This window comes from Blastococcus sp. SYSU DS0552 (assembly GCF_054050815.1).
On sequence record NZ_JBJHAB010000005.1, the window covers coordinates 59,560 to 82,525 of the forward strand.

Below are 22,966 nucleotides of genomic sequence, written 5' to 3' on the forward strand. Positions count from 1 at the left end.
TGCGGTCATACCCCCGGCTGCCCGTGATCACGCGGGTTGCCGGCACCGTGGACGGCGGCGCAGGTAGGGAGCGGCCGTGTGAACAGCGTGTTCCGTCCTGTCGCAAGGCATTGCCCGTGCGGCCGGGCGGGGCCAGGCTGACCCCACCCGACCTGCGGGGGCTCACCGGAAGGCCGGCGCATGACCGCGGAACCCCGAGTACGTCCAGGCCGGCCGGTCCACCGTCACGGGGTGGAGGCCGAGACGGTCGATGCCGGCTACCACCAGAAACGGCAGCTGCGGACCGGGACCGCCGGGTGGGTGCTGCTGGCCGGGCTGGGGGTCGCGGCGGTCATCTCCGGTGACTACGCGGGCTGGAACTTCGGCCTGGCCGAGGGCGGCTTCGGGGGCCTGCTGATCGCCGTCGTCCTCATGGCGATCATGTACTCGGCGATGGTGTTCGGCCTGGCCGAACTCGGGTCGGCGCTGCCGACGGCCGGGGGCGGCTACACCTTCGCCCGGCGCGCGCTGGGGCCCTGGGGTGGGTACGCCACCGGGGTCGCGGTGCTCATCGAGTACGCGATCGCCCCCGCGGCGATCGCCACCTTCATCGGGGCGTACGTGGAGTCGCTCGGCCTGTTCGGCATCACCGACGGCTGGTGGGTCTACCTGGCCGCCTACGCGCTGTTCATCGGCATCCACCTCATGGGGGTCGGCGAGGCGCTGAGGGTGATGCTGGTGATCGCGGGGATCGCCGTCGCCGGGCTGGTCGTCTACCTGGTCGGGGCCGTCCCGGCCTTCGACTCGGCCAACCTGCTCGACATCGCGCCCACCGACGCCGCCGGCGCCTCGGACTTCCTGCCGTTCGGGCTGATGGGCGTCTGGGCGGCGTTCCCGTTCGCGATCTGGTTCTTCCTCGCGGTGGAGTGCGTGCCGCTGGCCGCCGAGGAGGCCCGCGACCCGGCCCGCTCGATGCCCCGGGGCATCGTCGCGGCCATGGGGGTGCTGCTGGTCCTCGCCGTGCTGATGCTGGTGTTCACCGCCGGCGCCGGAGGCGCGGAGACCATGTCGGCCAGCGGCAACCCGCCGGTGGAGGCGCTCCAGGTCGCCGGGGCCGCCGGCTGGCTGACGACGCTGATCAACTACGCCGGGCTGGTCGGCCTGGTGGCCAGCTTCTTCTCGATCATCTACGCCTACTCGCGGCAGACGTTCGCGCTGTCCCGGGCCGGCTACCTGCCGCGGGCGCTGTCGGTGACCAACGGCCGCCGGGCCCCGGTGCTCGCCCTGCTGGTGCCCGGCGCCATCGGCTTCGCGCTCTCGCTGACCGGCCAGGGCGCGATGCTGCTGAACATGGCCGTCTTCGGGGCCACGGTCTCCTACGTGCTGATGATGGTCAGCCACATCGTGCTGCGCCGCCGGGAGCCCGAGCTGCCCCGCCCGTACCGCACCCCGGGTGGCACGGTCACCACCGGCGTCGCCCTGGTGCTGGCCGCGGCCGCCGTCGTCGCCACCTTCCTGGTCGACGAGGTCGCCGCCCTCTGGACGCTGGCCGCCTACGCGGTCTTCCTCGGCTACTTCGCCCTCTACAGCCGCCACCACCTGGTGGCGTCGGCGCCCGAGGAGGAGTTCGAGCTGCTCGCCGCCGCCGAGGAGGAGGTGCGATGACCGTCCGCCGCACGACGCTGGGCGGGCACACGTACGAGTTCCCGTCGCTGTCCGACCTGCTCGCCAAGGCGACGCCGGCCCGCTCGGGCGACGTGCTGGCCGGGTGCGCGGCGGAGTCGGCCGCACAGCGGGTCGCCGCCCAGACGGTGCTCGCCGACCTGCCGCTGGCGACCTTCCTGGAGGAGCAGGTGGTCGGCTACGACGAGGACGACGTCACCCGGCTGATCCTCGACACCCACGACCCGGTCGCCTTCGCCCCGGTGGCGGACCTGACCGTGGGGGAGTTCCGGGACCGGCTGCTGGGCTGGGCCGCGGCCGGCGACGAGGCGGCGATCAGCGGGCTGGCCCGCGGCCTCACCCCGGAGATGGTGGCGGCCACCTCGAAGCTGATGCGCAACGCCGACCTGGTCGCCGTCGGCCGCCGGGCGCGGGTGGTGACCGGGCTGCGCAGCACGCTGGGTCTCCCCGGGCGGCTGGCCTCGCGGCTGCAGCCCAACCACCCGACCGACGACCCGGTGGGCGTGACCGCGTCGATCGTCGACGGGCTGCTCCAGGGCTCGGGTGACGCGGTGATCGGCATCAACCCGGCCACCGACTCCCCGGGGCGGACGATCGCGCTCCTGGAGCTGGTGGACGCGGTCATCCAGCGGTACGACATCCCCACCCAGTCGTGCGTGCTGGCGCACGTGACGACGACGCTGCGGGCCCTGGAGAAGGGTGCGCCGGTGGACCTGGTGTTCCAGTCGGTCGCCGGCACGCAGGCGGCCAACCGCGGGTTCGGTGTCACGCTCGACCTGCTCGCCGAGGCCCGGGCGGGCGCGCTGGAGCTCGGCCGGGGCACGGTCGGGCGCAACGTCACCTACTTCGAGACCGGCCAGGGCTCGGCGCTGTCGGCCGACGCCCACCGCGGCGTCGACGGCCGGCCGGTGGACCAGCAGACCCTGGAGTGCCGGGCCTACGCCGTCGCCCGGCACTTCGAGCCGCTGCTGGTCAACACCGTGGTGGGGTTCATCGGGCCGGAGTACCTCTACGACGGCAAGCAGGTGATCCGGGCCGGGCTGGAGGACCACTGCTGCGGCAAGCTGCTCGGCCTGCCCATGGGGGTCGACGTCTGCTACACCAACCACGCGGAGGTGGACGCCGACGACACCGACACCCTGACGCTGCTGCTGGGGGCGGCGGGCTGCTCGTTCGTGATCGCCGTCCCGGGGTCGGACGACGTGATGCTGCACTACCAGTCGCTGTCGTTCTCCGACGTGCTCACCGCACGGCAGGTGCTCGGCCTGCGCCCGGCGCCGGAGTTCGAGGCGTGGCTGACCCGGATGGACCTGCTGGACGACGCCGGCCGGGTGCGGTCGCTGACCGCCGACGCCCCGGCGGCGAGGGCCCTGCTCGCGGCGGCGCAGTCGTGAGCATCGCCGGGAACGACCCCTGGGCGGTGCTGCGCGGCGCGACCCGGGCACGGGTCGCCCTGGGGCGCGCCGGCGACGGCCTGCCCACCGCGCGGGAGCTGGAGTTCCGGCTGGCGCACGCGGTGGCGCGCGACGCCGTCCACACGGCCCTGGATCCCGCCGTCGTGCGTGCCGGGTTCGGCGGGCTGCCGGTGCTCGAGGTCCACTCGGCCGCCGCGGACCGCGCCGAGTACCTGCAACGACCCGACCTCGGCCGGCGGCTGGCCCCCGGGACGACCCTGCCCCGCGCGCACGCCGACGTGGCGCTGGTGCTCGCCGACGGGCTCTCGCCGCGGGCGGTGCACGAGCACGGGCCGGCCCTGGCGACCGCGCTGCTGGACCGGCTGGTCGACTGGTCGGTCGGCCCGGTCGTGCTCGCCGCCCAGGCGCGGGTGGCCCTCGGCGACCAGATCGGGGCGGCGCTCGGGGCGCGGGTGGTCGTGGTCCTCATCGGGGAGCGGCCCGGTCTCTCCTCGGCCGACTCGCTCGGCATCTACCTCACCTGGGACCCGCGGCCGGGCCGGGCGGACTCCGAGCGCAACTGCGTCTCCAACGTCCGGCCCCCGCACGGGCTCGGTTACGCGGAGGCGGCCGACGTCGTCGTCCGGCTGCTGACGGCGGCCAGGGAACTGGGGGCCTCCGGAGTGGCGCTCAAGGACGAGGGGCCGATGCTGACCGGCTGACGCCGCTCAGTCCACCCACCGGTAGCCGTTCTCCGGCCGCCCGGTGCCGCCGTACCGCGGGAAGACCGCGGCCCGGCCGGTGCGCTCCAGGTGCTCGAGGTACCGGCGGGCGCTGACGCGGGCGAGGCCGCAGCGTTCGGCCACCTCCCCGGCGGACAGGTCCCGGGTGGGGTCGCTGCGCAGCGTGCGCGCCACGGCTTCGAGGGTCCTCGGTGAGAGACCCTTCGGCAGGTCGGTGACCGACCCCGCGCCACCGCCGCGGCGCCGGCCGGCCAGCAGCCGGTCGACGTCGCTCTGCTCCAGGCCTCCGGTGTCGCCGCTGCGCCGCAGCACATCGGTGCGGTGGGCGCGGTAGAGCTCCAGCCGCTCCCGGAACGTCGCCAGGGAAAAGGGCTTCACCAGGTAGTCCACGACGCCGCCGGTCATCGCCTGCCGGACGGTGTCGACCTCCCGTGCGGCGGTGATCGCCAGGACGTCGGGCTGCGGTCCGGGCGTCGAGCGGATCCGCCGCAGCACCTCCAGGCCGGAGATGTCGGGCAGGTAGACGTCGAGCAGCACCAGGTCCGGCCGCAGGACGCGCACCGCCTCCACCGCCTGGGTCCCGCGGTGCACCTCGCCCACCACCTCGAACCCGGCCAGCGACTCGACGTACCCGCGGTGCACCGAGGCGACGGCGAAGTCGTCGTCGACCACGAGCACGCGCACCGGGCCGGCGCCGGTCACGGGGCGACCAGCGCGTCCGGCGCGGGCTGCCGCGACCCGGGCAGCCGCACGGTGACCCGGGCGCCGCCGGCGGGGGAGTCGGTGACCGTCGCCGTGCCGCCCCGGCGGGCCGCGATGCGGGCGACGAGGGCCAGGCCGATGCCGCGGCCGTGGTTGCCGTCCGGCCGGCCCTTCGTGGTCACGCCCACGTCGAAGACCCGGTCCCGGTCGGCCGGCGCGACGCCCGGCCCGTCGTCGTCGACCTGCACCAGCACGGTGCCGTCGTCGTCCTGGCGCACGAACACGTGCACTTCGCCACCGTGGCCGGCGGCGTCGACCGCGTTGTCGACGAGGTTGCCGACCACCGTCACGACGTCGTCGCCGAGCCCGGCCGGCAGCCGGCTGCCGGCGCCCAGCACCAGCCGGACGCCCTGCTCGCGCGCCACTGCGGCCTTGGCCAGGAGAAGCGCGGTCACGCCGGGGTCGGCGACGTCGGTCAGCGGCGCCCCGCCGAGCAGCCGGCCCCCGCCGATGCGCTCGATGAAGGAGACGGCGTCGTCCCGCCGGTCGAGCTCGATCAGCCCCTGGACGACGTGCAGCTGGTTGCTGAACTCGTGTGCCTGGGCCCGCAGCGTGTTGGTGAGGTTGCGCTGGCCGTCGAGCTCGCGCATCGCGCTGAACAGCTCGGTGCGGTCGCGCAGGGTGAGCACCTCGGCGATCCGGCGGCCACCGACGACGGCGGCCGTGCGGTTGGCGACCAGCAGCCGCTCGCCGGAGAGCACCAGCTCGTCGGTGACCGGCCGGTCACCGAGCACGAGCGGGAGCATGGCGGTGTCGAGGACCTCGGCGGCCGGGCGGCCGACGGCGTCCGGCGGGAGGTCGAGCAGCCGCGACGCCTCATCGTTGACCAGGACCACCCGCCCCTTCTGGTCGACCGCCACCAGCCCCTCGCGGATGCCGTGCAGCATCGCCTCGCGGGTCTCGAGCAACCGGGCGATCTCCTCCGGTTCGAGGCCGAAGATGCGGCGGCGAAGCAGCCGGACGACGAGCACCGACCCCAGGGCGCCGACGAGCGCGGCGCCGCCGAGCCAGGCCACGAGGGCGGGGGCCTCGCGGCCGAACTCGGCGGCGAGTTCGCGTTCCAGGATGCCGACCGACACCGCACCGATGACCGCGCCGTCCGGGCCGCGCACCGGCACCTTGGCGCGCAGCGACTCCCCGAGCGTGCCGGTCTCGGTGCCGACGAAGACCTCACCGGCCAGGGTGGTGCTCGGATCGGTCGATACGCGCTGACCGATCCGGTCGGGATCGGGGTGGGAGTGCCGGATGCCGCTCGCGTCCGTGATGACGACGAAGGTGACCGCCGAGGCCTCCCGGATGAGCTCCGCCAGGGGTTGCAGCGTCTCGCTCGGGTCAGCGGTGCCGTAGGCGTCCACCACGCTCGGCAGCCGCGCGGTGCTGTTGGCGACGGTGAGCACCTGCTGCCGGTAGGCGTCCCGGATCTGCTCCTGCTGGTGGTGGATGGCGACGGCGCCGGCGAGCAGCAACGTCACGAGCACGATGCCCACCTGCAGCAGCAGGAGCTGGGCTCCCAGGGTCATGGTCCGGCGCACCGGGTCATTGTCGCTGCCCGCAGGTCGGATGTGACTGCGACCACAACGACCAATACGACCGGTACGACCGCAGGATTCTCCCGCCGTCCCGGCGCTCCTAGCGTCCGGCGCACCACGAGCCGTCCGGCTCCGGGACGAGGAGGTCCTCCATGACAGTCACCCATCGAGCGGTCCACCGGCCGGTCCGCCGGCGCGTGCGTTCGGCATCCGTCGCGGCCGCGGCCGCCCTGGCGGTCGGCCTGACCGGCTGCGGCAGCGAGGGCGGCAGTGGCGGCTCGGGAGGCGGCGCCGACCGGATCAACCGGCTCGCGGTCATGGCACCGGCCGACCCCGGCGGGGGGTGGGACCAGACCGCCCGGGCCATCGCGGCGGCGCTCGAGGAGGAGCAGCTGGTCGGCAGCACCCGCGTGACGAACGTCGGCGGCGCCGGCGGCACGGTCGGCCTCGCCGAGCTCGCCAACGAGCGCAGCGAGGACTTCCTCATGGTGATGGGGCTGGTCATGGTCGGCGCCGTCGAGACCAACCAGTCGCAGGCCACCCTCGACGACGTCACGCCGATCGCCCGGCTGACCACCGAGGACGAGATCATCGTCGTCCCCGCTGCCTCGCCGTACCAGAGCGTCGACGACCTGGTCGAGGACGTCCGCACCGAGGGTCGTGGCGTCTCGATCGCCGGTGGCTCGGCCGGCGGCACCGACCACATCGCGGCAGGGCTGCTCTTCCAGGCCGCGGACCTGCCGATCGAGGACCTCAACTACGTGGCGTTCTCCGGCGGCGGCGAGTCGCTGGCCGCCCTCCTCGGCGGCCAGGTGGACGCCGGCATCTCCGGCGTCGGCGAGTACGCCCAGCAGATCGAGGCGGGGGAGCTGCGGGCCCTGGCGGTGACCGGCGCGGAGCCCGTCGAGGGCATCGACGCGCCCACCCTCACCGAGGCCGGGTACGACGTGGAGCTGACCAACTGGCGCGGTGTCGTCGGTCCGCCCGACATCTCGGACGAGGCGCGCGAGCGACTGCTCGCCCTGGTGGCGGAGATGCAGGAGTCCGAGGCATGGCAGAGCGAGATCGAGGAGCGCGGCTGGTCCGACGCCTACCTCGCCGGTGACGAGTTCGAGGCATTCCTGGCCGAGGAGCGCCAGCGCGTCCGTGGCGTGCTGGAGGACATCGGGCTCGTCCAGTGAGCACCGCCTCCGGCTCCGGCGCCGCCGCCTCCTCCGGGGGAGCGGCGCCGGAGCGGGGCGGTCGCTCCCGGACCTGGTCCTGGGGCGAGGCCGCCATCACCGCGGGGTTGTTCGCCGTGGGGGTGTTCACCCTCGTGGAGACGACGTCGATCACCGTTCCCGGCTCGGCCAACGTGCTGGGGCCGCGGGCCTTCCCGTACGCGGTCGGCGTGCTGCTGATCGGCGCGTCCCTGGCGCTCGCGGTCAGCCTGGCGCGCGGGCAGCACGGGCACGCCGAGGAGGGTGAGGACGTCGACGCGAGCGCCCGCACCGACTGGGTCACCGTGGCCAAGCTGGTCGCCTCGTTCGCGGCGCTGGTGCTGCTGATCGAGCCGCTCGGCTGGCCCATCGCCGCCACCCTGCTGTTCGCCGGCACGGCGTGGGCCCTCGGCGCCCGCGTCGTGCGCGCCGCCGTCGTCGGCGCCGTGCTCAACGTCGCCATCCACGTGCTGTTCGTGCAGGTCCTCGGGCTCTTCCTGCCCGCGGGGCCGCTGGAGGGGGTGCCCTTCTTTGGGTGACATCGGCCTCCTGATGGACGGCTTCGCGGCCGTCCTGCAGCCGCTCTACCTGCTGTACGCGCTGCTCGGCGTCACGGTGGGCACCGCCGTCGGCGTGCTCCCGGGCATCGGCCCGGCCATGACCGTGGCCCTGCTGCTGCCGCTGACCTACAGCCTGGAGCCCGCCGCCGCCCTGATCCTGTTCGCCGGCATCTACTACGGCGGCATGTACGGCGGGTCGACGACGTCGATCCTGCTGAACACCCCCGGCGAGGCGGCGTCCATCGTCACCGCGCTGGAGGGCAACGCGATGGCCCGGGCGGGGCGGGGGGCATCGGCGCTGGCGACGGCGGCGATCGGCTCGTTCGTCGCGGGCACCATCGCCACGATCGCGCTGACCTTCCTGGCGCCCGTGGTGGCCGGCCTCGCCGTCCAGCTCGGCCCGCAGGACTTCGTGGCGCTCACGGTGCTGGCCTTCCTCACCGTGGCCGCGATGTTCGGCGCCTCGCCGGCGCGCGGGATCGCCGCCCTGGCGGTCGGGCTGCTCCTGGCGATGGTCGGCACCGACTCGCTCACCGGGCAGCAGCGCTTCACCTTCGGGCTGCCGGCGCTGGCCGACGGCATCGACGTCGTCGTGGTGGCGGTCGGCATCTTCGCCGTCGGTGAGGCGCTCTACGTCGCCTCCCGGATGCGGAGGGGCCCACTGCCCCTGGTGCCCATCGGCGGCAGCTGGATGAACCGCGAGGACCTCCGGCGCTCGTGGAAGCCGTGGCTGCGGGGTGCTGCGGTCGGGTTCCCCATCGGGACCATCCCGGCCGGTGGCGCGGACGTCGCGACGTTCCTCTCCTACTCCATGGAGCGGAAGCTGTCGAAGCGGAAGGAGGAGTTCGGCCACGGCGCGATCGAGGGCGTGGCCGGCCCGGAGTCGGCGAACAATGCCGCGGCCGCCGGCGTGCTGGTGCCGCTGCTGACCCTCGGCCTGCCGACCTCCGCGACTGCCGCGATCATCATCGTGGCCTTCCAGAGCTACGGCATCCAGCCCGGCCCGCTGCTCTTCGAGCAGGAGGCGTCGCTGGTCTGGACGCTGATCGCCAGCCTCTACATCGGCAACCTGCTGCTGCTGGTGCTGAACCTGCCGCTGGTCGGGGTCTGGGTGAAGCTGCTGCAGATCCCGCGCCCGTACCTGTACGCCGGCATCCTCACGTTCGCCGCGCTCGGCAGCTACGCGGTGGGCGCCTCGACCGCCGACATGATCCTGCTGTTCGCGGTGGGCGTCCTCGGCTGGGGCATGCGGCAGTTCGGCTTCCCCGTCGCGCCGGCCGTCGTCGGTCTCATCCTGGGGCCGATCGCCGAGGAGCAGCTGCGGCGGACCCTGGCGATCAGCCAGGGCGACCCGAGCGCGCTGATCACCAGCCCGTTCGCCGCGATGGTCTACACCCTGCTCCTCGTCTTCCTGGCCGCCGGCGTGTACATCAAGCGCCGGCAGGCGCGGGTCGAGGCGGAGCTCGGCGAGGCCCGGTCCGAACCCGTGACGTCAGAAGGGACCCGCTCGTGACCATCGTGGTCGGATACGTGCCCAAGCCGGAGGGGCGTGCAGCGCTGCGGGCCGCGGTCGAGGAGGCGGACCTGCGCAACCAGCCGCTGCACGTGCTCAACACGTCGCGGGGGGACGCCTACGTCGACCCGTCCTACGCGACCGCCGAGGACCTGGCCGAGGTGCGGCGGGTGCTGGAGGAGTCCGGCGTCCCCTTCGAGCTCGAGCAGCGCGTGGGAGGACGCGACGGCGCCGAGGAGGTGGTCGCGGCGGCGCACCGGCTCGGCGCCTCGCTGATCGTCATCGGGCTCCGCCGTCGGTCGCCGACCGGGAAGCTGATCTTCGGCAGCGACGCCCAGCGGATCCTGCTGGACGCCGAGTGCCAGGTGCTGGCCGTCAAGGCGGCGGAGGCCGACGGCGCCGGCTGAGGGCCGGTCGCTCAGGGCCGGTCGCTCAGGGCCGGTCGCTCAGCGGCGGCGCAGGACCCGGGCCAGCCGGTGGGTCCGGCCCGCGGTGAGCTCGGCGGCGGTCGCCGGGGCCGGTTCCTCCGGTTCCGGGGCCGCCGCCGCGCGCTCGTGCAGGCGGGCGCGCACGTCGTCGGGGGTGTAGGCGCGGCGCTGCCGCTCGTCGCGGGCGAGCACGACACCGCCGGCGGTGACCCCGGCCAGGCCGGCCAGGCCGAGCAGCTTCCAGAGGCGCACGTCCGTACGGTAGCGCCGTGCCGACGCTGACACTGGACGAGGCGGTCGACCTCACCCGCACCGGCGACGTGTGGATCTTCCGCGGCGCGTCCGTCGCCGACCGGGCCATCCAGACGCTGACCAACGCCCCGGTGAACCACGTCGGGATGGCGGTGGTGCTGGAGGACCTGCCCCCGCTGCTGTGGCACGCCGAGCTCGGCCGGTCGCTGCCCGACGTCTGGACGGGCAAGCACCAGCGCGGGGTCCAGCTGCACGACCTGCGCGACGCCGTGGTCACCTGGCGGGTGAAGTACGGCCAGCGGGCGTGGCTGCGGCAGCTGGTCGGGCCGTCCGACGACGGCGGGGTGACCCCGGCCATGGAGGACGCCGTCCTGCGCACGATCGCCCGCATGGACGGCCGGCCCTTCCCGACGACCCGGCGGCTGGCCGGGGGCTGGATCAACGGCCGGCTCCGCCGGGGCACCAGCACCGAGACGGTCTACTGCGCCGAGCTCGTCGCGGCGACGTACACGGCGATGGGGCTGCTCCCCGCCGACCGACCGGCCAACGCCTACGACCCCGGGAGCTTCTGGTCCGGCGACGACCTCCAGCTGCTGCGGGGCGCCCGCCTCGGGCCGGAGATCCCGGTGGAGGTCCCCAACGGCTGACCGGCCTCAGGCGGGCGTGCGGGTCGCCGTCTCGCCGAGCCGGACGACGGTGTCGCCGGCGCTCTCCAGCTCGTCGTGCGTCACGCAGACGACCACCCGCCCGGCCAGCGCCGCCCGCAGGTCGCGCACCAGCGCCGCGGCGGTCGGGGCGTCGAGGTGCGCGGTCGGCTCGTCGAGCAGCACGACGTCCCGGTCCGCCAGCAGCGCCCGCGCGGCGGCCAGCCGTCTGCGCTCGCCGCCGGACAGCGCCGTGCCTCCGGCCCCGACCGGGGTGTCCAGGCCGTCGGGGAGCGTGGCGAGCAGCCCGCTCAGCCCGGTGGCGGTCAGGGCGGCCAGCATGCGTGCCTCCCCGGCCGGGCCGGCGAGCTCCCCGCGTGGGGCGGCCAGCGCGAGGTTGGCCCGGATGGTGGAGGCGAACACGTGCGCCTCCTGCGGCAGCCAGGCCATGCGGTTGCGCAGGGCCTCGCCGGTCAGCCGCTCGGTGGGCACGCCGTCGACCAGATAGCTCCCGGCGCGGGGGCGCAGCGCCGCCATCAGCACGGCCAGGAACGTCGACTTGCCGCTGCCCGACGGCCCGCGCACGACCAGCCAGCCCGCGCCGGCCTCGGCCTCGGCCTCGGCCTCGGCCTCGGCGTCGACGCCGTGCAGCACGTCGGCCCGGCCGGGCCAGCCGGCGACGAGGCCCTCGGTGCGCAGCGAGGAGATGCCGGCCGGCGCGGGCACCGGGTCGGCGGGGTCGGCGGCGACCGGGGCGGTGAGGACGGCGTCGAGGCGGGCCCGCGCGTCGGCGAGCGCGCCGCGCCGCTGCAGGGCGGCGACCAGACCGGACAGCGGCTCGGCGAGGGCCAGCGGAGCCAGCGCGACCGCCGCCAGCGCGGGGCCGGAGAGGCCGCCCGCCCAGGCCGCGGCGGTGCCGAGCACCGCGGCGAGGCCCGTGCCCAGCACCACCAGGCCGTTGCCGAGCGCGGCGGCCCGGTCGCGGGTGCCGGCGCGGGCTGCCTGCCGGGCGGCCGACGCCCCGAGCTCCGCCGCGGCCCGGGCGGCCAGCCCGTGCGCCCGCAGGTCGGGCAGCCCCTCGAGCACCGTGCTGGTCTCGCGCAGCGCCGCGACCCGCAGGGCGCTCTCCGCGCGGGCGGCGCCGGCGTCGAGGCCGCGGTGGGCGAGCAGGACGGCGCCTACCGTGGCGGCCAGCACGGCGGCGACCACGACCGCGGCGGCCGGGTGGATCAGCGCGAGCACCGCGACGGTGACCGCGGGCACGACCGCGGCGACCAGCAGTGGCGGGCGGACCCGGACGGTGAGGTCCTGGACCACGCCGACGTCAGCCACCACGCGGGCCAGGGCCGATCCCGGCGTGCGGTCGGCGGCCAGGCCCCGCGCGGCGAGCGCCCGCCAGACCCGCACCCGCAGGTCGGTGGCCTGCCGCAGCGCGGCGTCGTGCGCGGTCATGCGTTCCAGCCAGCGCAGCAGGGCCCGGGCGAGACCGAAGAAGCGGACGCCGGCGGTGAGCACCAGCAGCGTGAGCACCGGCGGCATCTCCGCCGCCCGCACGATCAGCCAGCCCGAGGTCGCGGTGAGCGCGACCCCCGCGCCGGAGGTGAGGGCGCCGGCGAGCACCGCGCGCCGCAGGGCGCCCGCGGTCGGTGCGGTCGAGGCGGTCGGGGCAGTCGGCGACGGCCCGGGTAGCGCGGTGCTCACGGTGCCCGACCGCGCGCCGGGCGCCGGGGTGGCAACGGCGCCGGCAGGCCGGACGACGGCTGGTGCGGTGGGGGAGGGCACGGGGAGGTCGACGGTGCGGTCGGCGAGGCCGGCGAGCACCGGGTCGTGGGTGACCAGCACGATCGTCACCGTGCCGTGCAGCGACGCGAGCACGGCCGCGACCAGCCCGCGGGCGTCGTCGTCCAGGTGGGCCGTCGGCTCGTCGAGCAGCAGCAGCCGGGCGCCGCGGCGGACCCGCACGAGGGCCCGGGCCAGCGCCACCCGCTGCAGCTCGCCGGGGGAGAGCGACTCCGGCGCCCGCCCGGCCAGCCCGTCGGCCTCGACGCGGCGCAGCGCCTCGATGACGTACGGCTCGCCGACGATCTCGTCGACCCCCGGCTCGGCGCCCGCGTGCCGGCGCAGCTCGTCGGCGACGGTGGCCCCGGTGGTGCGCGGGAACTGCGGCACGACCGCGACGGGGCTCCCACCCGTCACCGCGCCCGTGACGCGGGCGGCCGGGTCGGTCAGGCCGGCGAGCGCGGCCAGCAGCGTGGACTTGCCCGATCCGCTCGGGCCGCGGAGAACGATCAGCTCACCGGGGCGGACGGCGAGGTCGGTGGGCGGCAGGGCGGGGACGGCCCGGCCGGGGTAGGCGACGGTCAGGCCCGCGACCAGCACGTCGGCGCCGCGCGGGTCGTCGTCCCCGGGGGCCGGAGCGACGGGAGCACCGGCGGGCGCGGCCAGCACCGCGCGCGCCTCGGCGGCGGCCAGGGCGGCGTCCTCCGCGGCGTGGTGGGCCGCGCCGAGCGCCCGCAGCGGGGCGAAGGCCTCGGGGGCGAGCAGCAGCGCGGTCAGCCCCAGCGCGAGGGCCAGGTGCCCCTCGACCAGCCGGACGCCCACGGTCACCGCCACGAGCGCGACCGACAGGGTGGCGATCAGCTCGAGCACGAGCGCCGAGAGGAAGGCGATCCGCAGCGTGGCCAGCGTCCGGGTGCGGTGGGCCTCGCCCAGCGCGGCGAGCGCCGCCGTCTGCTCGGCGGCCCGGCCCAGCCCGACCAGCACGGGCAGGCCGCGCACCAGCTCGGCGACGTGCGCGGCGATGCGGTCCAGGGCCCGCGCGGAGTCGGCGGTCGCCGCCTGCGTGTGCCTGCCGACCAGCACCATGAACAGCGGCACCAGCGGGAGGGTGACCGCCACCAGCACCGCCGAGAGCAGGTCGGTCCACGCCAGGACCAGCAGCAGCGCCGGCGGGACGACGACGGTCTGCGCCAGCGCCGGCAGGTAGGTGGCCAGCGCCGGCCCGAGGTCGTGCAGCCGGGTGGTGGCGAGCACGGCCGCCGGTGCGGGGCCGCCGCCGGCGGCCAGGGCGGCCGGGGACGATGCGAGCCGGTCGAGCAGCTCGCGGCGCAGCAGGTCCTCGGCCCGGCGTGCGTCCCGGGCGGCCAGCACCTCGCCGAGGCTGCCGGCGAGCGCCCGCACCGCGGCACCTGCGGCGGCGAGCGCCAGGGGCACGACGGGGGAGCCGTCGGCGAGCCCCGCGCCCCGGGCGACGGCGTGCGCGAGGCCGGCGGCCAGCAGGACCAGGCCACCGGTCTGGACGAGGGCGGCGAGCGCGGCCCGGACCAGCGCCGCGCGCAGATCGGGAACGCCGGCCAGCGCCCCGAGGGGTCCCCGGGCGCGCGCCGGCGCCCCGGCCGCAGGACTGCTCACGCCGGGACCTCACCCGGGGCCGGGGCCCGGCCCGCCCCGGGCGCGTCCTCGTGCTGGGGCTCGGCGGTCAGCCGCCGGCGGAAGACCCAGTAGGTCCAGGCCTGGTAGCAGAGCACGACCGGGAGGCCGACCGCCGCGGCCCAGGTCATCACGGTGAGCGTGTAGTCGCTGACCGACGCCTCGGCGATGGTCAGGTCGAAGGCGACGTCGAGGGTCGAGGGCAGGACCACCGGGTACGCGGCCCCGAAGATCGTCGCCGCGGCGGCGACGAGGAACACCGCCCACGCGGTGAACGCCGCGCCCTCGCGGTCGAGCTTCATCCGCGTCCAGGCCAGGACGACGGCCGCGCCGGCGACCGCCCACAGCGCGGCGGTGATGGTCGTGCCGTACCGCAGGTGCACCAGGCCGGCCCACGCCAGCAGGGGCAGCGCGGCGACCGGGGCCCAGCGGAGCGCGAACGCCCGCGCCCGCAGCCGGACGTCGCCGTCGACCTTGAGCGCCAGGAACAGCGCGCCGTGCACCAGGGAGAAGGCGAGCACCGCGACCGCGCCCAGCAGCGCCGGCCAGCCGAGGCCGGAGAGGACGCCGCCCACCCGGTTGCCGTCGCCGTCGATCGGCATCCCCAGCGTGGTGGCGCCGAGGGCGGCGCCGATGCCGAGGGAGGCGATCAGCGAGCCGGCGGTGATCACGTGCGTCCAGCTGGTGTCCCAGCGCGCGTCGTGCGACTGGTGCCGCCACTCGAAGGCCACCGCCCGCACGATCAGCCCCAGCAGCACGAGCACGAAGGGCAGGTAGAGCGCCGGCAGCCAGGTGGCGTACCAGCCCGGGAAGGCGGCGAACACCGCGCCGACCGCGGTGATGAGCCACACCTCGTTCCCGTCCCACAGCGGGCCGATGCTGCGCAGCATCAGGTGCCGGTCGGCGGGCTTGCGGCCCAGCACCGGCAGGAGGGCGGCGACGCCGAAGTCGAAGCCCTCCAGGAGCAGGAAGCCGATCCAGAGCACGGCGACGGCGGCGAACCACAGGGTCTGCAGGTCCATGACAGTGTCCTCGGGTCTACGAGCGGGTGCGGGGCGTCAGTAGGCGAACTGGAGGACGTCGTCGTCGGGGCGGCGGTCGCGGCCGTCGCCCCCGACGCCGCCGGCGTCGCCGTCCGGTCCCTCGCGGCGGTCGTCGTCCTTCCCGGTGCCGATGGGGGGCGTGGCGCTGGTGTCGCCCGCGGTGACGCCGGCCCGGATGAAGCGGGTCAGCAGGCCGACCTCGATGACGGCCAGCACCCCGTAGACGAGGGTCAGCGCGGTCAGCGACGTCCAGACCTCGCCCGCGGTGACGCCGGGTGAGACCGCCTGGGCGGTGAAGAACCAGATCTGCTCGTCGACCGGCACGTCCGGGTTGGGGACGACGACGAACGGCTGGCGGCCCATCTCGGTGAACACCCAGCCCGCGGCGTTGGCCGCGAACGGAGCCCCCACCGCGGCCAGCGCGCCGTACACGCCGATCCGGGAGGTGGGCACCCGGCCGCGCCGGGTCGCCCAGAGGGCGTAGGCCGCGACCCCCGCCGAGACGGCACCCATGCCGATCATCAGCCGGAAGCTCCAGTAGGTGACCGCGAGCAGCGGCTGGTAGTCCACCGGCTCCCCGGCCAGCGAGCCGAAGCGCGACGGGTCGTCGGGGTAGGTGGCGCCGTAGACCTCGGCGTACCGCTCCTTGAGGTCGTTGACGCCGGGGACCTCGCTGGTGAAGTCGTTGTGCGCGAGGAAGGACAGCAGGCCCGGGACGGTGATCGAGTGGACGTCGTCGCACTCGTTGGAGCCGAGCTTGCTCCAGGCGAAGACCGAGAAGGAGGCAGGCGCCTCGGTCTCGCACAGCGCCTCCGCCGAGCTCATCTTCAGCGGCTGCTGCTGGTACATCAGCTTGGCCTGCCAGTCACCGGTGAGGGCGACCAGGACGAAGGCCACCAGCGACACCCAGCCGCCGATCCGGACCGACCGCCGCCACACCGCGTGGTCGATCTCGTCGGCCGGGCGCCCGGCCAGCTTCCGCCGGCGCAGGTGCCACAACCCGACGCCGACCAGCAGCGCGCCGGCGACCATGAGGGCGGCCACGATGGTGTGCGTGAAAGCGGCGAGCGCGGTGTTGTTGGTCAGCACGGCGAGGAAGTCGACCTGCACCGGGCGGCCGGTGGCGTCGTCGGCGACCACCCCGACCGGGTGCTGCATCCAGGAGTTGGCGGCGATGATGAAGTAGGCGCTGACGGTCGAGCCGATGACCGCCGCCCACAGGGCGGCCAGGTGCACCTTCTTCGGGATCCGGCCCCAGCCGAAGATCCACAGCCCCAGGAAGGTCGACTCGAGGAAGAAGGCCAGCAGGGCCTCCAGCGCCAGCAGCGAGCCGAACACGTCGCCGACGAAGCGGGAGTACTCGCTCCACGCCAACCCGAACTGGAACTCCTGCACGAGCCCGGTCGCGACCCCGAGCACGAAGTTGATCAGGAAGATCTTGCCCCAGAACCGGGTCATCCGGAGCCACTCGGGCTTGTCGGTGCGCACCCACATGGTGTGCATGACGGCGACCGCGAGCCCCAGCCCGATGGTCAACGGGACCATCAGGAAGTGGTAGACGGTCGTGATCCCGAACTGCCAGCGCGCCACGTCCAGGACGTCCACGGCACCTGTCCCCTCGTCGTCGAGGCCGACGTACTATCGACACGTTCTTTCTACGCTTCGTAGAAGAGATTTTCTACGACACGTAGAAGAGTGCGGTGTGATCCGCCGGACAGGAGGACCGATGGCTTCACTGGGAGAGCTCGAGCGCGCCGTCATGGAGCGGCTGTGGGCCGCCGACGGCCCGGTGGCCGCGACCCGCTTGCGGGACGAGCTGGCCGATCGGGGTGTCGCGCTGACCACGGTGCACACCGTGCTGACCCGGCTGGAGCAGAAGGGGTTCGTCGTCCACGACGGCGCCCGGCCCCGCCGGTTCTCCGCCCGGGCCAGCCGGGAGGACCACGCGGCCCAGGTGATGCGCGAGGTGCTCGGCCAGGCCGGCGACCGGCAGGCCGTGCTCGCCCGGTTCGTGGGCAGCGTCGACGCCGAGGAGGCGCGCCTGCTGCGCGAGCTGCTGGCGGGGCCGCCCTCCCGCGACACCGCCTGACCCCGCGCGTCCTCCGCTGTGCTCCCCGCCACCGCGGCCGCCCTCGCCGTCCTGGCCGCCCTCCTGGCCTGGCCGGTGCCGGCGCTGCTGGCCCGGGCCCGCTGGCCCTCGCGCGACCCGCTCGTCGCGCTGCTGTGCTGGCAGGCGATCGGGCTGGCCGGCGGCCTGTCGATCATCGGCGCGCTGCTGGTGCACGGGCTCGCGCCGTGGGGGCACTCGCTGCCCGAGGCGGGGTGGGCGGTGCTGACCGGGCACTCCGCCGTCGACCCGGTCCGGGGCGACCACTGGGTGACGCTGACCCTCGCCGGCGTGCTGGCCTTCGAGCTGGTCGGGGTGCTGGTGCTCTCCTGGGTGCGGATCGCCCGCACCCGGCGCCGGCACCGCGCGCTGCTGGAGCTGGTGGTGCAGCCGGCCCCGCAGCCCGATGCCCGGCTGCTGGAGCACCCGGTCCCCGTGGCGTTCTGCATCCCCGGGGCCCGGCCGCTGCTGGTGCTCTCCTCCGGCATGGTCGCCGAGCTGGACGACGAGCAGCTCGCCGCCGTCGTCGCGCACGAGCGGGCGCACCTGGGTGAGCACCACCACCTGCTGCTGCTGCCGTTCGTGGCGTGGAAGGCGGCGCTGCCGGTGCTGCCGGCGGCCGAGCGTGCCTACGGCGCGGTCCGGGAGCTGGTGGAGATGCGGGCCGACGACGTGGCGCTGAGGTCGTTGGACGGCGCCGCTCCCCGGCGCACGCTCGCCGAGGCGATCGTCGCCGCCGCGGGTGGCTCCGGTGGCGTGCCGAGCGGAGCCCTCGCGGTGGCCGGGGCGGGGGTGCGGGCCCGGGTGGTGCGGCTGCTCGAGCCGGCCGACCCGCTGCCGCCCGCGGCCCGCGTGACGGCCCTCGCCGCCGCCGTCCTGCTGCTGCTCCTGCCGACGGCGCTGCTGCTGCTACCGGCGCTCTGACCTCGCCAGCCGCTCCGCGGCGAGCGCGGACACCGCCGCGACGCCGCTGCTGACCAGCGCAGCCCGGCGGTAGCGGGGGAGCGCGAGCACCGGGAGCATGCTCGCCGCGTGCAGGGCGTCCACGCCGGCCGCCAGCCGCAGCCGGGCGCTGTCCGGCCGGACCAGGACGAGCGCGTGCTGGGCGATCAGCCGCGCACCGAGCACCCGGGTGACCCACAGCAGCGGCTCGGGGTACCGGGGGACGAGCCGCGCGAGCACCGCCCCCGGTTCTGCCAGAAGCCCCGCGCCGGCGACCAGACCCGCGCCGCTCACGAGCCGGGCGACGACGCGGCGTCGCCCCTCGGCACGTGCGTTCATCGCCGTCCTCCCAGGACCTGGGCGTTCATCGCGATCCTCCCGGGGGTCGAGTGCTCAGCGCAGCATCGCAGGGGTCGAGGGTGCGCTGGGCACAGTCTGCCTCTGAGTGCAGGCGCGCTCAGAGGCAGACTGTGCCGGGCAGGGCCCCGCCCTGGTCGGCGTCGGGTCAGCCAACCGGAGTGGTGCTCGCCGGGTTCTCCGCCGGTCGTCCGGACGGCACCGCGGTCGCCGCGTCCCGGTTCTCCGGCAGCGGCGCGAACGAGCGCAGCCGCAGGCTGTTGGAGACGACGAAGACCGAGCTGAACGCCATGGCGGCGCCGGCGATCATCGGGTTGAGCAGCCCGGCGGCGGCGAGCGGCAGGGCGGCGACGTTGTAGGCGAACGCCCAGAACAGGTTGCCCTTGATGGTGGCCAGCGTCCGCCGAGCCAGCCGGATGGCGTCCGCCGCGACCCGCAGGTCACCTCGCACCAGGGTCAGGTCGCTCGCCTGGATCGCCACGTCGGTGCCGGTCCCCATCGCCAGGCCGAGGTCGGCCTGCGCCAGGGCGGGTGCGTCGTTCACGCCGTCCCCGACCATGGCCACGGTCCGGCCCTCGTCCTGCAGCCGCCGGACCACGTCGACCTTGTCCTGCGGGAGCACCTCGGCGACGACCTCGTCGATGCCCACCTGGGCGGCGACGGCCCGTGCGGCCTGCTCGTTGTCGCCGGTGAGCAGGATCGGCGTCAGCCCCAGCGCGCGCAGCTGGGCGATCGCGGTCGGGGAGGTGTCCTTGACCGCGTCGGCGACCACCAGCACGCCGCGCGCCGCGCCGTCCCAGCCGACCGCGATCGCGGTGCGGCCGGCGGCCTCGGCCTCGGTGACGGCCCGCTCGAGGTCGGTGGGCAGCGGCATGGCCCAGTCGGCCAGCAGGCGCCTGCGGCCGACGACCACCGCGGAGTCCTCGACCACCCCCTGGACCCCGAGCCCCTCGACGTTGGCGAACTCGGCCACTGGCGGAAGGGGGCCGGTGCGTTCGGCCGCACCCCGGGCGACGGCCTGTGCGATGGGGTGCTCTGACGCCGCCTCGAGCGCGCCGGCCAGCCGCAGTACGCGGTCGGCGTCCTCGCCGGCGGCCGGGACGACGTCGAGCAGGGTCATGCGGCCGGTGGTGACGGTGCCGGTCTTGTCCAGGACCACGGTGTCGACCCGGCGGGTGGACTCCAGCACCTCGGGGCCCTTGATCAGGATGCCCAGCTGGGCGCCGCGTCCGGTGCCCACCATGAGGGCGGTGGGGGTGGCCAGGCCGAGCGCGCAGGGGCAGGCGATGATCAGCACGGCGACCGCGGCGGTGAAGGCGGCAGGCAGTCCCGCGCCGGTGCCGATCCAGAAGCCGAGCGTCCCGGCGGTGATCACCAGCACGACCGGGACGAAGACGCCCGAGATGCGGTCGGCCAGGCGCTGCACCTCCGCCTTGCCGTTCTGCGCCTCCTCCACCAGCCGGGCCATCTGGGCCAGCTGCGTCTCGCTCCCCACGCGGGTGGCCCGCACGACGAGCCGGCCCCCGGCGTTGACGGTGCCGCCGGTGACGGTGTCGCCCGGGCGCACCTCCACGGGCACCGACTCGCCGGTCAGCATCGAGGCGTCGACAGCGGAGGACCCCTCGGTGACCTCGCCGTCGGCTGCGATCTTCTCGCCGGGGCGGACGACGAACAGGTCATCGCGGCCGAGCTCGGCGACGGGGATGCGCTGCTCGGTGCCGCCGCGCAGCACCGAGACCTCCTTGGCGCCGAGTTCGAGGAGCGCCCGCAGGGCCGCCCCGGCCCGGCGCTTCGACCGCGCCTCGAACCAGCGCCCGGCGAGGATGAACGTCGTCACCCCGGCCGCGGCCTCGAGGTAGATGTTGGCGCCGCCGTCGGTGCGGGCGATGGTCAGCTCGAACGGGTGCGTCATCCCCGGCACGCCGGCAGTGCCCCAGAAGAGCGCGTACAGCGACCAGCCGAAGGCCGCCAGGGTGCCCAGGGAGACCAGCGTGTCCATGGTCGCCGCGCCGTGGCGCAGGTTGGTCCAGGCCGCGCGGTGGAACGGCAGGCCGCCCCAGACGACGACCGGCGCGGCCAGGGTCAGCGACAGCCACTGCCAGTACTCGAACTGCAGCGCCGGCACCATCGCGAGCAGGACCACCGGCACGCTGAGCAGCGCCGACACGGCGAGCCGGGTGCCGAGCGCGCGCGCCGGCCCGTCGGCCTGGTCGTCCTCGGCGGGCGCCTCCGGTCGCGGGGGCTCCGGGAGCCGCGCGGTGTAGCCGGTCTTCTCCACCGTGGCGATGAGGTCGTCGGTGCTGACGCCGCCGGCGTAGCTGACCTTCGCCTTCTCGGTGGCGTAGTTGACCGTGGCGGTGACGCCGTCCAGCTTGTTCAGCTTCTTCTCGACGCGTGCCGCACACGAGGCGCAGGTCATCCCGCCGATGAGCAGTTCGACGTCGGTGGTGCTGCCGGGGGCGGCGGTCATGGGTGCTCCTCGTGCTCCTGCGCGGGCACCGTGAACGCGGCCGTGTGCACGGCGTCGCCGTGCCGGAAGTCCAGGAACAGCCGGTAGGTGCCCGCCGACGGGGCGGTGGTGACGAACGAGACGTGCGGTCCGGGCGCGGGCCGGCTGCCACCGGCGGGCTCGGCGGGGTGTACGTGCAGGTAGGCCAGGTCGCCGTCCCGCAGGGCGACCAGGTGCCCGTAGGCGCCGAGGTAGGGCTGGAGGTCGGTCACCGGCGCGCCGTCCCGGCTGACGCTCAGGGTCAGCTCCGTCTCCTCCCCGGGAACGAGGTCGCCGGTCAGGACGACGGTGTAGCCGTCGACCTCCGCGACCGCCGACGGTGCGGGCAGGGGAGCGGGCTCGTAGGTGCCGGGCACGGCGAGGTCCGCGCCCAGGACGCGGTTCTCGCCGTCGGCGGCGGCGGTGAAGTCGGCGAACAGTCGCCAGCTGCCCGGTTCCAGGGCCAGGGGGGCCCGCCAGACGCCGTCGTCCCCGAGGTCGGGGTGCACGTGCTGGTAGCCGGTCAGGTCGCGGCGCACCGCGACGAGGTGCAGGTCGACGTCGTGGTCGGTCTCGTAGGCGGTCACCGGGGAGCCGTCGGGACCCCGGATGGTGAAGGTGACCGGGGTCGCCGGGCCGGCCGGAGCGGTGCCGTCGGCCAGGGCGAGGGTGTAGCCGTCCTGGGTCACCTGGAGCCCGCCCGGTCCGCCCGCCGGTGCGGGGGCGGCGTCGTGGCCGCCGTGGCCGGTGCCGGGCTCGGCGTGCCCGGCACCGGCGGTGTCCGCGGCCGGCCCCACGGGGCCGACCGCTGCGCCCACGCCGACCGCCGCGCCGAAGACGGCGACCAGGCCGACGGCGAACGCGGCGATCCTCGCGGGAGTGTTCATGGCACCGGCCGCGTCAGCGGCCGCTCACCTCGTATCCGGCTTCCTCGACGGCGGCGTGGACGGCGGCGTCGTCGACCGGCTGCTCGCTGGTGACGGTCAGGCCGCCGGTGGCGAGGTCGACCTCGACGCCGGTCACGCCGGGTACCTGCGAGACCTCCTCGGTGACCGAGTTGACGCAGTGGCCGCAGGTCATGCCGGTGACGGTGTAGCTGGCGGTGGTGGTCATGGGGGGTCCTCTCGGGTGTACGGGTCAGGAGCGGACGAGGCGGGCGATCGCGTCGGTGGCCTCGCGGACCTTCTCCTCGGCCTCGCGGCCACCGGCTCGTGCCGCGTCGACGACGCAGTGGCTCAGGTGCTCCTCGAGCAGCCCCAGCGAAACCGCCTGCAGCGCCTTCGTCATGGCCGAGACCTGGGTGAGGATGTCGATGCAGTACTTCTCGTCCTCCACCATGCGCTGCAGGCCGCGGGCCTGCCCCTCGATGCGCCGCAGGCGCTTGAGGTAGTCGTCCTTGCGGTGGATGTAGCCGTGCGCGTGCTCGTGGTCGTTGCAGGCACCGTCGGTCGTGTCCACGTCGTCCCTCCTGCCGGCGCCGCGCCCCGCGACGCCGAGGAACACCATACCCCCCTAGGGTTATGCGTCAAGTCCGGTCGCGCCCTCCTCTTCCTCCTCCGCCCGGAGCCTGGCCAGGTCGGCCCGGGCCGCGGCGAGCTCGTCCTGCAGGCCGACGATCATCTCGGCCGAGGCGACGGGGTGGCCGTCGTCGAGCAGGCCCCGCATGCGCGCGGCCAGGGCCAGCTGCTGGCGGGAGTAGCGGCGATGACCACCGGGGGAGCGGTGCGGGGAGAGCACGCCCGAGTTGTCCAGGCTGCGCAGGAAGGCGGCCTGCACGCCGAGCAGCTCGGCCGCCTGGCTCATGGTCAGGGCCGGGTAGTCCGGATCGTCCAGCCGGCGCAGCGGATCAGTGCGGTCGGGGTCCATCGCCCGCCTCCGGGTGTCGGGACGCCGCGTCGGGCGTCGAACGGAACA

The 22,966-nt window shown here is 75.4% G+C and carries 22 protein-coding genes; 10 read left to right on the top strand and 12 right to left on the bottom strand.

Translation table 11 applies throughout. From position 1 onward, the window contains the following. Window positions 1-231 precede the first annotated feature (231 nt). Genes eat through eutC form a run of 3 tightly spaced genes read left to right on the top strand, consistent with a single transcriptional unit; the run spans window position 232 to window position 3,778 of the window. Window positions 232-1,644, top strand: coding sequence for an ethanolamine permease (gene eat, locus ACI8AG_RS06535; protein WP_456596366.1), 1,413 nt, complete (start codon window positions 232-234; stop codon window positions 1,642-1,644). Further along, window positions 1,641-3,056: an ethanolamine ammonia-lyase subunit EutB gene (locus tag ACI8AG_RS06540; protein WP_456596367.1), complete on the top strand. Its 1,416-nt coding sequence runs from the start codon at window positions 1,641-1,643 to the stop codon at window positions 3,054-3,056. The genes eat and ACI8AG_RS06540 overlap by 4 nt, the downstream gene beginning before the upstream one ends. Further along, on the top strand, window positions 3,053-3,778 hold the full coding sequence (gene eutC / locus ACI8AG_RS06545) for an ethanolamine ammonia-lyase subunit EutC (RefSeq protein WP_456596368.1): 726 nt from the start codon (window positions 3,053-3,055) through the stop codon (window positions 3,776-3,778). The genes ACI8AG_RS06540 and eutC overlap by 4 nt, the downstream gene beginning before the upstream one ends. A gap of 6 nt (window positions 3,779-3,784) precedes the next feature. Here eutC and ACI8AG_RS06550 read toward each other — a convergent pair whose 3' ends face one another. Both ACI8AG_RS06550 and ACI8AG_RS06555 read right to left on the bottom strand, forming a co-directional pair. Beyond that, the gene (locus ACI8AG_RS06550) at window positions 3,785-4,501 is read right to left on the bottom strand and encodes a response regulator (RefSeq protein ID WP_456596369.1); all 717 of its coding nucleotides are present in this window, start codon (window positions 4,499-4,501) and stop codon (window positions 3,785-3,787) included. Further along, window positions 4,498-6,093: an ATP-binding protein gene (locus tag ACI8AG_RS06555; RefSeq protein WP_456596370.1), complete on the bottom strand. Its 1,596-nt coding sequence runs from the start codon at window positions 6,091-6,093 to the stop codon at window positions 4,498-4,500. Before ACI8AG_RS06555 ends, ACI8AG_RS06550 begins: the two co-directional genes overlap by 4 nt. 194 nt (window positions 6,094-6,287) lie before the next feature. On the opposite strand from ACI8AG_RS06555, the gene ACI8AG_RS06560 reads away from it, so the two are divergent. From ACI8AG_RS06560 to ACI8AG_RS06575, 4 genes are read left to right on the top strand one after another with little or no spacing between them, the layout of a single operon-like run. After that, a complete protein-coding gene (locus ACI8AG_RS06560) occupies window positions 6,288-7,271 on the top strand; it encodes a Bug family tripartite tricarboxylate transporter substrate binding protein (RefSeq protein WP_456596371.1) in 984 nt (327 codons plus the stop codon). Beyond that, window positions 7,268-7,828, top strand: a complete 561-nt coding sequence (locus ACI8AG_RS06565; RefSeq protein ID WP_456596372.1) for a tripartite tricarboxylate transporter TctB family protein — start codon at window positions 7,268-7,270, stop codon at window positions 7,826-7,828. Before ACI8AG_RS06560 ends, ACI8AG_RS06565 begins: the two co-directional genes overlap by 4 nt. Next, a complete protein-coding gene (locus ACI8AG_RS06570) occupies window positions 7,821-9,362 on the top strand; it encodes a tripartite tricarboxylate transporter permease (protein WP_456596373.1) in 1,542 nt (513 codons plus the stop codon). Before ACI8AG_RS06565 ends, ACI8AG_RS06570 begins: the two co-directional genes overlap by 8 nt. Next, complete coding sequence (locus ACI8AG_RS06575) at window positions 9,359-9,769, top strand: universal stress protein (protein ID WP_456596374.1); 411 nt, start codon at window positions 9,359-9,361, stop codon at window positions 9,767-9,769. Before ACI8AG_RS06570 ends, ACI8AG_RS06575 begins: the two co-directional genes overlap by 4 nt. 39 nt (window positions 9,770-9,808) lie before the next feature. Here ACI8AG_RS06575 and ACI8AG_RS06580 read toward each other — a convergent pair whose 3' ends face one another. Next, on the bottom strand, window positions 9,809-10,042 hold the full coding sequence (locus ACI8AG_RS06580; protein WP_456596375.1) for a hypothetical protein: 234 nt from the start codon (window positions 10,040-10,042) through the stop codon (window positions 9,809-9,811). A 17-nt stretch (window positions 10,043-10,059) separates the two neighbouring features. On the opposite strand from ACI8AG_RS06580, the gene ACI8AG_RS06585 reads away from it, so the two are divergent. Continuing rightward, window positions 10,060-10,689, top strand: a complete 630-nt coding sequence (locus ACI8AG_RS06585) for a hypothetical protein (protein WP_456591006.1) — start codon at window positions 10,060-10,062, stop codon at window positions 10,687-10,689. Between the two features lie 6 nt (window positions 10,690-10,695). Here the strand turns inward: ACI8AG_RS06585 and cydC are convergent, their stop codons facing one another. Genes cydC through ACI8AG_RS06600 form a run of 3 tightly spaced genes read right to left on the bottom strand, consistent with a single transcriptional unit; the run spans window position 10,696 to window position 16,763 of the window. Continuing rightward, window positions 10,696-14,097, bottom strand: a complete 3,402-nt coding sequence (cydC, locus tag ACI8AG_RS06590; protein ID WP_456596376.1) for a thiol reductant ABC exporter subunit CydC — start codon at window positions 14,095-14,097, stop codon at window positions 10,696-10,698. Further along, window positions 14,094-15,137, bottom strand: coding sequence for a cytochrome d ubiquinol oxidase subunit II (gene cydB, locus ACI8AG_RS06595; protein ID WP_456596377.1), 1,044 nt, complete (start codon window positions 15,135-15,137; stop codon window positions 14,094-14,096). The genes cydC and cydB overlap by 4 nt, the downstream gene beginning before the upstream one ends. 36 nt (window positions 15,138-15,173) lie before the next feature. Further along, window positions 15,174-16,763: a cytochrome ubiquinol oxidase subunit I gene (locus tag ACI8AG_RS06600; RefSeq protein ID WP_456596378.1), complete on the bottom strand. Its 1,590-nt coding sequence runs from the start codon at window positions 16,761-16,763 to the stop codon at window positions 15,174-15,176. A 121-nt stretch (window positions 16,764-16,884) separates the two neighbouring features. Between ACI8AG_RS06600 and ACI8AG_RS06605 the strand changes: the two genes are divergently transcribed. Further along, complete coding sequence (locus ACI8AG_RS06605) at window positions 16,885-17,247, top strand: BlaI/MecI/CopY family transcriptional regulator (protein WP_456596379.1); 363 nt, start codon at window positions 16,885-16,887, stop codon at window positions 17,245-17,247. An 18-nt stretch (window positions 17,248-17,265) separates the two neighbouring features. Next, on the top strand, window positions 17,266-18,189 hold the full coding sequence (locus tag ACI8AG_RS06610) for a M56 family metallopeptidase (RefSeq protein WP_456596380.1): 924 nt from the start codon (window positions 17,266-17,268) through the stop codon (window positions 18,187-18,189). Here ACI8AG_RS06610 and ACI8AG_RS06615 read toward each other — a convergent pair. The 6 genes from ACI8AG_RS06615 to ACI8AG_RS06640 all read right to left on the bottom strand — a co-directional run bounded on the left by ACI8AG_RS06615 (window position 18,175) and on the right by ACI8AG_RS06640 (window position 22,918). After that, a complete protein-coding gene (locus ACI8AG_RS06615) occupies window positions 18,175-18,546 on the bottom strand; it encodes a hypothetical protein (protein WP_456596381.1) in 372 nt (123 codons plus the stop codon). The two genes, ACI8AG_RS06610 and ACI8AG_RS06615, sit on opposite strands and share 15 nt — an antisense overlap. Window positions 18,547-18,712: 166 nt before the next feature. Continuing rightward, window positions 18,713-21,034 carry a heavy metal translocating P-type ATPase gene (locus ACI8AG_RS06620; protein WP_456596382.1) on the bottom strand — a complete coding sequence of 774 codons (2,322 nt, stop codon included), beginning with the start codon at window positions 21,032-21,034 and terminating at the stop codon, window positions 18,713-18,715. Then, window positions 21,031-21,939 carry a hypothetical protein gene (locus ACI8AG_RS06625; RefSeq protein ID WP_456596383.1) on the bottom strand — a complete coding sequence of 303 codons (909 nt, stop codon included), beginning with the start codon at window positions 21,937-21,939 and terminating at the stop codon, window positions 21,031-21,033. Before ACI8AG_RS06625 ends, ACI8AG_RS06620 begins: the two co-directional genes overlap by 4 nt. A gap of 13 nt (window positions 21,940-21,952) precedes the next feature. Further along, complete coding sequence (locus ACI8AG_RS06630) at window positions 21,953-22,165, bottom strand: heavy-metal-associated domain-containing protein (RefSeq protein ID WP_456596384.1); 213 nt, start codon at window positions 22,163-22,165, stop codon at window positions 21,953-21,955. Window positions 22,166-22,189: 24 nt separating this feature from the next. Then, complete coding sequence (locus ACI8AG_RS06635) at window positions 22,190-22,510, bottom strand: metal-sensitive transcriptional regulator (RefSeq protein WP_456590994.1); 321 nt, start codon at window positions 22,508-22,510, stop codon at window positions 22,190-22,192. A 60-nt stretch (window positions 22,511-22,570) separates the two neighbouring features. Then, on the bottom strand, window positions 22,571-22,918 hold the full coding sequence (locus ACI8AG_RS06640) for a helix-turn-helix domain-containing protein (RefSeq protein ID WP_456590993.1): 348 nt from the start codon (window positions 22,916-22,918) through the stop codon (window positions 22,571-22,573). Window positions 22,919-22,966: the final 48 nt, after the last annotated feature.